Origin of the sequence: Flavobacterium piscis, assembly GCF_001686925.1 — a bacterium.
Lineage (GTDB): Bacteria > Bacteroidota > Bacteroidia > Flavobacteriales > Flavobacteriaceae > Flavobacterium > Flavobacterium piscis.
In genome coordinates, this window is sequence record NZ_LVEN01000027.1 from 1 (window position 1) to 12,992 (window position 12,992).

General features: G+C 26.9%; 8 protein-coding genes. 1 reads left to right on the plus strand and 7 read right to left on the minus strand.

Annotated elements, in window-relative coordinates:
- Positions 1-532 precede the first annotated feature (532 nt).
- The 7 genes from FLP_RS10630 to FLP_RS10660 form a co-directional block, all read right to left on the minus strand.
- Positions 533-1,738, minus strand: a complete 1,206-nt coding sequence (locus tag FLP_RS10630) for a hypothetical protein (protein ID WP_065449501.1) — start codon at positions 1,736-1,738, stop codon at positions 533-535.
- Between the two features lie 132 nt (positions 1,739-1,870).
- Positions 1,871-2,647, minus strand: coding sequence for a hypothetical protein (locus FLP_RS10635; protein ID WP_065449502.1), 777 nt, complete (start codon positions 2,645-2,647; stop codon positions 1,871-1,873).
- Between the two features lie 145 nt (positions 2,648-2,792).
- Positions 2,793-3,410, minus strand: coding sequence for a hypothetical protein (locus tag FLP_RS10640; protein WP_065449503.1), 618 nt, complete (start codon positions 3,408-3,410; stop codon positions 2,793-2,795).
- A 126-nt stretch (positions 3,411-3,536) separates the two neighbouring features.
- Complete coding sequence (locus tag FLP_RS10645; protein ID WP_065449504.1) at positions 3,537-4,508, minus strand: hypothetical protein; 972 nt, start codon at positions 4,506-4,508, stop codon at positions 3,537-3,539.
- A complete protein-coding gene (locus FLP_RS10650) occupies positions 4,508-6,841 on the minus strand; it encodes an AAA family ATPase (protein WP_165606664.1) in 2,334 nt (777 codons plus the stop codon). The genes FLP_RS10645 and FLP_RS10650 overlap by 1 nt, the downstream gene beginning before the upstream one ends.
- 65 nt (positions 6,842-6,906) lie before the next feature.
- On the minus strand, positions 6,907-8,697 hold the full coding sequence (locus FLP_RS10655; protein ID WP_065449506.1) for a UvrD-helicase domain-containing protein: 1,791 nt from the start codon (positions 8,695-8,697) through the stop codon (positions 6,907-6,909).
- Positions 8,698-8,700: 3 nt separating this feature from the next.
- Positions 8,701-10,842 carry an ATP-dependent nuclease gene (locus tag FLP_RS10660; protein ID WP_065449507.1) on the minus strand — a complete coding sequence of 714 codons (2,142 nt, stop codon included), beginning with the start codon at positions 10,840-10,842 and terminating at the stop codon, positions 8,701-8,703.
- 200 nt (positions 10,843-11,042) lie between these two features.
- Here FLP_RS10660 and FLP_RS10665 point away from each other — a divergent pair, with 200 nt between their 5' ends.
- On the plus strand, positions 11,043-12,992 hold the full coding sequence (locus tag FLP_RS10665; RefSeq protein WP_083195843.1) for an AbiJ-related protein: 1,950 nt from the start codon (positions 11,043-11,045) through the stop codon (positions 12,990-12,992).

The following is a 12,992-nucleotide window of genomic DNA, read 5'->3' on the forward strand; positions in this document are numbered from 1 at the left end:
ATGAGGTTGATTAGGTATGTATGTAGCTGTAGTCCAAGTACGTTAGTTAGTTAGTTAGTTAGTTAGTTAGTTAGTTAGTTAGTTAGTTAGTTAGTTAGTTAGTTAGTTAGTTAGTTAGTTAGTTAGTTAGTTAGTTAGTTAGTTAGTTAGTTAGTTAGTTAGTTAGTTAGTTAGTTAGTTAGTTAGTTTTATTTTGATTTTGGCCGGTTATGGGGAGGTTGCTTAGAGTGATCAGTTGATTTGAATGAACGGATTACTTTAAGATTCTTTCTTAAATAATTTTATAAGAGATGGACAGAGGAGCTGTTTGAAAATATTTTGGGTCGAGTACTGTTCCCGCTACTAGAAAAAATTAAAAATCCACTTTTATAGCGTTTTTTAGTTCTACAGAACACATTTTTAATTAAGAAGCTCAAAATTTGTACGAAGCACTTCCTAGTAGCCCTAACGGGACAATTTTCGAACCATTTTTTAGATGATTTGAAAAATTTAAATTTTATTTGAAACCAAATCTATTGCAAATATTTTTAATTTAAAGATCAAATTTTATTTTTTCCTTCTGTAGTAAATCAATTAGAGGTTGAGTTAGTTTTTCATAATTATTTTCCATTTCCTGAATAACTTCCATCTTAATTTCTTTGAAAATAGTATATTCTAATTCATTTCCAATATTATATTTGAAGTCATTAGATTTGTCTAAAATTTTTCTTTGAAGATTAAAATTTAAGGAATTCCACACACTTGGTTTTAAAAACCAATGGTCAGTGCCATGAATCATCCAACTTTCAATCATGTTTATTACTTGTAATGAATTCCATGCAAAATATGACATATAGTTGCTTAACTGTTTAGAGTTTTTTTTTAGGCTCGATATAATTATATATGTCTTATCTTCATATGGTAATACATTGAATATTACTTCGATATTTTTTCTTTTTGTTCTCAGATTTATTATGAAATTTCCCCTCCCAGCTATTGCGACTGGAATTTGTACATCAAAATGCATTCCTATAAATGCAATTTTTCCAAATTTTTTCTTTTGTAGATCGTGAAGAATTGCATTATGATAAATATATAGAAATTCATTAAGATATCTTATAATCTCTTTTCTACGTTCCGAGACAGCTTTTAGCCGATAGTCGAAACTCTCTATGGAAATTTTTTTTATTTTTATTGGAGATGATTCAAAAATATTATGATCTAATTTTGCAATTGTGGTCTCTTGTATTTTCTTATCTCGAAAAATCTTGTAGCTGGAAACAAGGGAATCAAATCGTTTGAGGTGATTTTTATTTATTATTATTTCTCTACATACAGTCCTATATAATTGAAGCCCAAAATCTTCATCTGTTTTTAAATCTTTGGCTTGCTCAAAATTATTAAATAAGTTTTCGTGAAGATTACAATAGCCAGGAAATGTCGAAGCTTCATTAATTCCGATTTTTTTTAATTCAATTTTTTCCGTTTTGTAATTAAAAGCTGGACTCAAAACATAACCTTTTTCAGCAATTTGCTTAATTGATCCCGCTTTTTGTATTGTATGTGATCTTTCAATGCTAATATTGCTACAATTTTTAACTATACAATTCCGGTTTTTTTTCCAGTCTTTCAATTTATCAAAAGCACCATATCGAAATTTTAAATGTTCTGTATCGTCAGCGAAAATTATATCAGGATTATCCAAAAAATCATTCATTGCCTTTTCCATTGCGTCAGGAATAGTTATGCTCTTTTTCATAGTTTAAGTTTCTGATTATATAAAATTAAACTCATATTATTTTTTAAGAGTAAAATAGGTGGATCAAAATTGATATATAATTAATTTTTAGTTTGTGTTCGTTGTAGATTAATAAATAGTCGTTGTTGTTAATTACCACGAATCATTACAAGGACATTCTTCAATAAATCCTTCTTTATAAAAATTTAATAATTTAAATGTTGCATTAAAAGTTTCCTCATATTTAAAGTTTAAAAGTTTTTTTAAAATTTCTACATGATTTTGTCCTGTTATATCTGACTTTGTATGAATGATTTCATTTCTAAGATTTCTAAGGTTATGAATATGAGCATTTGTTGGACTTGGTTTTGAGAAGAAATTTACTCCTAATGCCAGTGGTAATACTTTTGTTAATTTATCATTAAATGAAATTGAGTATTGAATTTGACTTTTATTATAAATCTCTGTTTTTTTGTCACTATCAATTTTATATTCAAATTCTTCCGGTATTATATCATTAATAAAACATTCAATAGATGTAAATAAACTAATTATACATGCGCTTGCAGTCCCATGGTAATCGTAAGCGAAATTAAAACTAATTTCACTGGCGCTTGAAATATTAGATAGATTTTTAACCAAACTTTTACGTAGTTCTTTTCGCTGTATGTTAAGATTATAGGCGAAATTGAAATTAACCAATGAAAAATCAGGAACCGGAATCATACATTGATTCCCATTATCATTATAAATAAAACTAAAGATTTTTTCATCTGAATCTGTGGTTATGACAACAAATTTATCTTTTGAATTTTTCTTAAGAAAATTTTGGTCGATTTTACTCATTTCTACATTTTCTAATTCTCCTGTTATTACATTATCTTTTTTCAATTGTGTATGAAAAAGAAAATTTCTTTTTATGTGCTTCATTCTAAATTATTGAAAGTTAGTATAATTGTAGCAAATGTTTTGCATTTACTAATGTTGTAGAATTTTGAAAAGTGTAGTTTTAGGTAAACGTTGACATGGATTAAAGCTTTAAATTTCCATACTCCTGATTTATTATATGATTACTTTATTCGTGTTCCTTTATTATTTTAAGAAATTCTTTTGTTGTTATTTCTGCTTCGTCGTGTAATCGTTTAATATTTTTAATTTCATTTATCGTACTTAACGAATGAATAATAAAATAGAAAAGGTTAAACCAAACTGCCATCATTGGCTGTTCTAAAATTAACTTTTCCATTTTGTCTCTATCTATATTTTCATTAGTTAGTAGTTTTTTCCAATTCTTTTTATTTTCAGTATTTAATGTTGATACATATCTTTCAAATGTGAAGTCAATATTTTCATATTTGTGGACAATACTATTTCTAATTTCTGAAAGCTTGCAAATAAATTTTATTTCTTCTGGAGTAACTAATTGGTAAATTTTAAGTATTGAAACTTTACTAACAGTTTCTCCATGCAATGGCATTCTTTCTATGACTTTTTTTAGTTCAATTTCTGAAATTTTTGCTACAATTAATTCGGTTACTAAAGATTCGATAAGCGCATGAGATTTTATGACGAAAGACCAATCATCGCCTTCTATAAGCTTGGAGAGGAATTCGAATTTTTCAGTATAATCTATTTTTATATTTTCAAAAAATTCTTCAAACAACTTCTTCGATTGCTCAATAGTTAAATACATATTTATGTCTTTTAAATTCGGTTTAAAACTTCACGTATACAGTATTGCTTTGGTAGTATATTTTTTTTATTTTGTAATATCATAATTTGGAAGTCTTATTTTTTTATGTAATAATACCAATACATTTTATTTAACTAATCCAAGATCTTTAGCAATATCCATCATTAATTTACTCATAGGCCTTTTATGCAAATCTTTATCTTCTGTATAATTGCCGACTAAAGTTCTTTTAAACAATTCAGGATGTAATGATAACTTACTGAAATTAGATTTTAGTGTTTTTAAATAAGCTTTATTGTAAATTTGACTTTTAATTATTAATTCTTCAATTAGGTCATTTTGTGTTTTGTATATTCCTTCAATATGAAATAATTCATTAAATGCTTTTCCGCCTAATAAGTAAACCGGTTCTACAAAAGTAAAGTTAATTACATCTGAATCTTTAGTTGTTAAATATTTTGCTTTAGAGTACGCGTCTAGCTTAAATTTATATTCTGAACTTGTAGTTTTATTTAATTCATTAGAATACAAATCAAATTCAACTATGTTCGTACTTTTTAATCTATTACAAGATGCGCAAGCTGGATATAAATTGAATAAACAGATACTTAAAAAAGGGTAGTCGTCTTTAGAATGATAATGATCAACATCAAATTTTGCAGAGTATTCATTTTTGGAATTTTTGATAGCTGATATTGTTAATTGAGAATTACAATAAACACAAGCTTTAATTCCTATTTCTTTAAAATATTTGGGATAAAATTTACTTCTTAGTTCGGTGTAACCTAGTGCTTTTAAAATTTTATTTTTTATGTCACTTTTTACTTGTTTAGCTACTCCTTTATAATTTTTAGTAACAAGTGGCACATTACCAAGTGAAGTTTTTACATTAGATAGTTTAGCTGAATCCCATAATAAAATATCTGAATTTACATGAAAAAGTGATATTACACTTTCAAGATAAGTTTTGTCAGATCCTGCAACTGTGGCAACATTTAAAGAATTTAGATTTTTAAGAGCCTTTATTCTTTGATTTTCGATTTCAGATAAAAATTGTTTTTGAACAACCTTAACTTTATTAATATGTATTGCTATCATTATCCTTTCAATTTTATAAGTCTTTCAATTTGATATTGAATAAAATCATCTTTCTCAGACGGATATGCCTGAACATACAGTTCCATTAAACTACTTGCTAGCAGGGGTTCTCCTACTAATTCAATTAATTTCCTACAATACTCGCTATTATACTTTGAATCTAGGAGATTAGTTAAATTTAAAAGCCTATTATTTTTAATAATGTCAATACTTTTTAATTTTTTTTGAAGCTGTTCTTGTTTAGATTTAGATGTTGAATTCCTAATTTCGGTTTCTAAAGATTGAATATTATTAGATATTTTTAGAACATTCAAATGTTCGATTGCTTTATTTATTTCATTTTTAGTAAACTCTCCCATAAAACCATTTTCAAGGAAGAAATCATTAGCTAGAAGATCATGTATATTTGAACCAAATGTTTCTTGACCTGATTTGAGAATGTTTCCATTATCTAAATGCAATATGTTGGCTGATGGAATATCAGATAAAATAAAAGGAGAATGTGTTAAAAAAACAATATTTACACCATCAAGGAGCATATTTGTTGAGTTAATTGATCTTAATAACTCGTATGTAAAAATTCTCTGAAATTCAGGATGAAAACATATTTCAATTTCATCTAAAACAATGTTGAAATATTTATATGTTATTCTTTCTTCTGATTCTATAGATTTTAAATTTAATAAATGATAGATAATCGAGTTGATACTGTAAATCATCTGTTTTTCTCCAGAACTTAAATCTTTAAAAAATCCATTTTCATTAAATTCAAAATCAATTTCAAAAAAAGAAGGCGGTAAATAATTAATAAGGTAATGCTTCTTATAGATGATTTCCATGTTATATTCATAATCGATATCATTATTTATCTTGAAATTTTGATCTAATTTTACTTTATCCTTAGCTATAAAATTCTCAATATTTTCATTAATAATATCCGTAATACCTTTTTTGTTTTTAGTAGAAAGAAGATATTCTTTATTTATTGATGAAGACAAGTCATAAAAATTATGAATCAAGAAATTTATGGCCTGCCTTATTTTAAAGGTGCTATGCGTATAATCTGTGGCTAGTTTATCAAAACATTCTTTTATTACGTCTTTTATGGAATTTGTTCTAAAAACTCTTTTAGAATAATTTTTATATTCTGGGTATGTCTTTATAATATCAAATGCTTTTCGCAGAATATACTCAATGCTTATTTTTTTTAAGCTAGAATCTATTATATCTAAGCTAGGATACTTGGGAAAAAAAGCACTAATTAGTATAGATAAGTGATTCTCTTTATATTTTTCTGTATATTCAAGATAAATATATTTTTCATCTATTTTTAATAAGTATTTAGGAATCTGGTCAGTTTTTAAATTTCCGTCTTCAACAACTTTAAATTTATTTAAGTCTAATTTTAATATTAATTTATTTACGATCTTATTGTTAACTAAATTTCTTAAACTATCTTCTTCTTTTTGTTCATCTTCTAATTTTCTAAAAAGATTTGTTAATAAACGTGATTTTGATAAATATGTTAATCTATTAATATCAATCAAACCTTCAGTTCGCATTGGATTTAAAACAATCGGTGTTTGATAACCATCATTTTTATGAAAAATTGATTTTAACCAAATACCTATTTCATTTGTATTTAAACCATACAAGGAATAATTAGCTAGTATTGAATAAAAAAATGAATCTCTAAGAAAATCTATTTTTTCAATCTCATTGAGTTTTTTTGATAGATCAATATTGCTGTCCGAAATTAATTCAAATTGTTTTTTGTTACTTTCTTCAGAAGCTTCAAATGTTCTCAGACTAAATATATTACCATCTTTAGTAATACAATAAATTTTCTTTTCAAGAAAGTAATATAATTCGCAATTAAATGATTCAAAACTATTTAGTTCAGTTTCTAGCCTTTTTATATCTTCATGATTTAAATTGTGATTTTTTTTAAACTTTTCAATATTAATTAAATCCAGCTGGTTTGATAAGCAAAATATAAAGAGACTAAAAAGTTCAACAATTGTACTTTTTCCACTTCCATTTTTTCCAACTATAGCAGAGATATTAACATCTATAGTGTTTGAATTTATTGAATTTAAATTGTACAAACCCTCAGGAACTACTGAATCATATTCAATTTTGTCAACCTCATTACTGAAAATTTTATTTTCTAAACTTTTGACGAAATTTAAGTTATTAATAGATAAACCATCTTTATCTAAAAATTGAAAGTCATTATAGAATTTATAAATCTGACATTCTTTTAAATTCTTCAAGAACTTTCTATCACAACCAATTAATGGTCTTATTGCAATCAATTTAAATCCACTCATATTATTATAACCATTAAACATAGCGTAAAATTCTTAATTTCTAATAACAAACATTTTTTGCAAGTTTATTTTCTTTCAACTTTTATTCCAAATTTATTCATTTTAATTTCTTCCTCTTGTGACAATCTTGGAACATTAATAAACAACCTTGCCTGTGCTCTGCTACAAGCAACATATACTAAACGAGTTTCTTCACCAATTTCTGAATCAAGAACAATATTTGATTTAGCATTAAATATATAATCTTCTAAAATATTTTCTAGTTTTTTTCTAATATCTCCATTTTTATCTATTTTATCATTTAAGTACAATAACACATGCGTAAACTCACCGCCCTTTGATTGGTGGATAGTTCTAATTTTACTACTAATTTTTGTTTGCTTAGAAAGAAATGGTAGAAAATCTTTAAAAGGTGATTTATGAACGTCTTTTACTTTTTGCAAACCAGGTAAGCCGATTGAATATCTTTTAACTATTGGATGCAAATATTTGTAAATGTCTTCAATAGTTGAATCTGAATTATTTTTTAAATAGTCAATTATTTCAATCACTAGCTTTCTTTTTTCGAAACCATCTATTATGATGTTTGTTTTAAAGTATTTTTTAATTTCTTTAATTGCTTCTTTAAATTCTAGATTTTCATTAAAGTCGTAAGCTTTAATTAATGAGTGAATAAACATAGATCTTTTGTAGACATTATCCTGTGTGTAAAGTAGATTTATCAAATTGGAACCTTCACTATATTTGAAAAAAGACTTTAACTTATTAATGTCATTATTTGAACGGCATAATATAACAAAATCTTCATTGTTTAAGCCTTCAACATATGAAATTGCATATTCTGCATCAGAAACAATAATAACTACTTCTTCACCTAATTTTGCATCATCCTTTGGCTTTTGCTCAATGTCATTTCGTAATTTTTTTAAAAAGTCAATTATTTTTATAGTACTACGGTAATTATGCGATTTTTTGAAATGTTGTATCTCTGGTAGATGAAAATCATGAAAATCTTTACGTCGGGCACCTGCGAACTCAAAAATAGATTGAGCGGGATCCCCGATTACCCCAATCGTACTCCCTTTTTTTGCAATTTCAGAAATTATCCAAGTCTGTAAAGGATTTGTGTCTTGAAATTCATCTAAAAAAAGATATGGGAATTTATTACTTATAAATTCTATGACCCTTGGACTTTTATTAAAAATATAATGAGTAAAGTATAACACATCTTCATGGTGCATAATTCCTTTACTCCAGCAAGCTTGTTTGTATTCATACAGTTTTGAAGAGGGAAATTTTAAATTACTATAATTATTTTTTCTTAGTTTTCCTTTTAATTGATTTCCAGAAAGTACCCATTCGAATTCTTGTAGTAATTTACATGTCATCGCTAAATTTGTATATCCTTTACTATCTGCCTTTTTCTGATCATATAAATAGATATATTTATTGCCGATTCGATTGATCCAGCTACTAATTCTATCAAAACTAGGTCTATGTTCAGTATGCCCGCTTAGTTCTTCAACACAAAACAATTCATTTCCCTCTTCATCATATGAAATCAAATAAGCAAATGGTTTTATTACATTTCGGTATAAAAAACTATGAATTGTACCAATATCTAATCTATTTGTACCTGTAAGTTTTTTTACCTTCTTATCTACATTATCAGCGCCCATTCTAGTGTATGTAATACAAGCAACTTTTTGAGTTTTACCTAAATTTGAAGAATTTTTCAGGACATTTTGGACATGACTTACTAACCATGTTGTTTTACCAGCACCTGGTCCAGCAGATATTTTGAAAGGAATATCAATTTTTTCTAATATTGGGGGTAATTCATGTATTGTTGCCATGTCTTATTTTAATATTTCATTAATAGCATTTTCAATATAATCTGGAACAATAAATGTCGGTGATTCACTTAATAAATCTTTACGAAGATTCTTTTCTAAATAAAGAGCGTGTTCTCCTTTAAGTTTTTTTACAACATTATAATATATTGCGGAAATAATTGCTTTTGATTTATCATCATCTTGATACTGACTTTCTATTATATTAGTCTCTAATATTTCATATTTTTTACTTTGGTCAGCAGTTGTCAATATTGACTTATACTTTGCTAGTAAATTACGGTAGTCTTTGTCGTTTTTTGAAACTTCATCTTGCAAAATTTTAAAGTTTGCACTCGTATGTGGACTATTGCTAGATGGAAAACATTCTGTTATAAGCAATTCACTAGCTGGATTATACCTTGCTAACTCATACTCTAGTGTTTTCCCCATTCCATCTTCAGGGTGATATACTCTTATATTTTCAAATTTTGATTCATAGTCATTCTTCATATCTGTAACATGAGTTGCTAAATATTTGAAATTTGAATTCTTTTTTAATTGGAATGGAAAACACCCTCTCCATTTATTATCATTTCCTTTTTCTTCTGGATCAGCATCTGTGATGCACACGACTTTTTTTTGAATTGCAGAATCATTACAGTCTGAGTGTGAATAAAGATTTAAAAAATGTTTAAATGTCCTACTGTCTACAGAAATTATTGATATATGTTGATTAATTATCTCGTCCTCATTTGTGATTTTTTTTTCTTCGTTAAAGAATTTGTAAGCAGACATTGCAGGTAATAAAATTTGCTCTGCTAGTCCTTCTACAAAAATTACTTTATCTGCAAACAACATATTTGACTTAGTTGCGTCTAAAAATCTTTTGACATAATTTTTTGAATCGCTATTTTCTCCAAATGCTTTTCCAGGATAGCCTACTTTGAATTCACCAGATAGTCCTTTGTACAAACAAATGATATTATCTAAATCAGCAGCAGATGTAACATGAGTAGAATGTGTAGTGACAAATAACTGTCTAACTTTTCCATCTTTGTCAATATTGTCTTTAAGGAATTTTAAAAATTTAAATTGCATTGATGGGTGTAAATGTGCTTCTGGTTCTTCAATCGCCAAAATTGGAAACACTTTCGCATTTTCGCCATAATAACTACTTTGACTTTCAATTTGCATTTTTGCCAAAATTAAAGCAGTGTAAAGTAAATTGTTATATCCTAGTCCATTATTGCTAATAGGAACATTAATTTCTCCAATTTTTACTATTAACCTAAGAGCAAAAAGTAAATCGTCTTCGCTTACATGTACATCAAAATCAGGTGTTCCTCCTTTATTTGCTCCAGTTTCTTCTGAATATTTTAATATATTATCTTTTGAGATTCGTTCTTTTAATTGCGAAAAAAGGGATTCAGATGTCGTTTCAAAATTGTTCTCTTTCTGTTTTAAATTTTCTTTAGCTACTTTCGATAAATCTTTTAATTTCTTTCCATCCGTAATATCAAAATCAAGAAAATAATTGAGTACTTCTTTTAGAATTGTATTATGCCCAAAAAACATTTCTTTTTCAGCATCTCTTATAGCATCTAAAAATTGAAAATCAAATTTCTCAAGCATTTCATGGTCAGCATTTTCTTTGTTTTGAGGATTTCCGCCATAAACACGAGCAACATATTTTGAGAAGAAATATTTTTTTATAAATCGCCAAGATTTTTCTGAATTATAGCCACTATCGGTTTTAAATCTTTCAATTTCTAAACAATAATCTTTGTAATCATCACCTTGAGGAAGAAAGAAAGAGAAAGTTAATTTGGCTTCATATAACTCATCTGGATTTGTAATCCAATCATACACCACAACTTTGTCATCTGGGCTTTCGCCTTTTTGTTCTCTAATAACAATGGTTATATTAATTTCTGGTGGCTTTGAGAAGTCTAAATACTCCTTGCAAAAATCATCTATAGTAAGTCTGCTTTTTGCTTTTCTTGAGTCAAATACCAATTGAAGAGCCTTTATCAAATTTGTTTTTCCAGCGTTATTGTGGCCAATTATTACATTAGTTCCCTCTGAAAATTGAATTTTAGTTCCACACCCATTTATGGCAGGGGGAAAATTTCTGAAATTTTCTATTTCAATTTGTTCTATGTACATATTAGGTTTTTAGATTAAATATAAGGGAAAGGTAATGTGTATTATCAAATTAAGAGTTAATGACAGACATTAATACAAGAAATCAGGTATATATACGTGCTTAGTAAAATTTAAATTTGGAAGTTCTTTTCTAATTAAAAAAAACACAATTCTAGTGTTTTAAATGAATTATATTAGCAAAATGATTAGTAAAATGCTTTATGGAAATTTCTAAAGAAAATAAAAAAGAAATATTTGATCTGCTTATAAAGAGCCAAACAGATTTTATTGGCGACCAACACAATAATTGGACAAATAATAATTTTGAATTCTTAAAAAGTATTTGGGATATTTCAACAATGCCATCTGAAGATTCTAGATATCCAACTGCAGATGGAGATATCTATCAGCATGTGATTAATAATGACGACTGGGATTTAGAATATTTATTTACTGTTAGGCTTAGGTTATATGAAGACAATGACGTATTCATAAAATTTATTGAAACTGTTGTATCTCCAATTTATAGAAAGGATGAGGACGACATTTTATTATATGTAATACAAGTTAATAATATTCTTAGTAAGGATGGATTGCAATTGGCATTATCTGATTATAATGAAATGGGAAAACCAGTTTATCATGTTTATATTAAAGAAGAAGTTCAGGACATTCCAATTGACGTAAAAAAGAATTCAATTGTTTTCCTTGTTGATTACAACGCAAAATCCGGAGAAAAGAGGATAAGTGATAATGCAAAAGATGGATATTTTATTCTGAAATATTCTAATTGGGATGATTATTATAATAAAACCTCATTTGACTTATATTACACACAAAATGATGTTATTACAGAGATAGGTTTTGTAAAAATAATGTCTTTGGAAGAGCAAGAAACCATAAAAGTAATTCCTTCAAATTTTGTAATGTTGACATCCAAGTTTTGTTCGCTAGGCCAGAATATGGAATTTTACCATAATTTAAAAACAGCTTTTCCTTACAGTTTTGAAGATATACTATATGCACTTGGAGATTGTGCTTTTTATCCCGATAAACTTGAAAAATTTGACAATTTTGATGGTTTTAAAAAATCATTAATCAGAGATGATGATGCAGAAAGAACATTAAGATTAGCAAGATATATAATTAATAATTATGACTTAAAAAATCTATTTTCCTTTAAATATAAATTTACACCAAAATACTCTAAAGAGTCGGTTTATGTTAATTTTGATTTTAGCACAAATGATATTCTCTCAAATAGGATTTACGCTATAATTGGTAAAAATGGCGCCGGAAAAACGCAGTTATTAACCTCCTTACCTCTTAATATATCTAAAAATGATGAGGAATATTTTACACCTAGAGTCCCAATGTTCAGTAAGATGATTTCTGTTTCCTATAGTATTTTTGACAGATTTAAAATACCCGAAAAAACATCTAAATTTAATTATTTGTACTGCGGTTTAAAAAATGAGAAAGGTGATTTTATTACCGAAAGAGGGTTATTGTTGAGATTCCATAATACTTGGAAAAAAATCGAAGAAAATAAAAGAATGAATAAATGGAGGACAATACTTTCTAATTTTATTGAAGTAGAAATTTTAAATGAATTTTTAGTAAAACGCGAATTTATAGCGTCACCTTATAATTTGTTTGAGGTTGATATTGAGGGGTTTAATCGAGTTAAAGACAGGTTGAGTTCAGGTCAAAATATTTTGCTTTACATCATAACCGAAATTACAGCACATATTAGATTGGATTCTTTAATACTTTATGATGAACCTGAAACTCATTTGCATCCTAATGCCATATCTCAACTAATAAATACGATATATGAATTAGTTAATGAATTTCAGTCATATTGTATAATTGGAACTCATTCACCATTAATAATTCAAGAATTGCTTTCTAAAAATGTTTATGTAATTGAACGTAATGGAAATCTTCCAGACGTAAGAAGAATTGGAATTGAATCTTTTGGAGAAAATTTGTCAACTTTAACAGATGACGTTTTTGGTAATAGAGAGATTCCTAAACAGTATAAAAAAATTATAGACGAGAAAGCTGGCTTAGGAATGTCTTTTGAAGAAATTGTTGATATGCTACAGTTTGATGAGATGCCTTTAAGTTTAAATACCAGATTATATATTAAAAGTAAAACACAATAG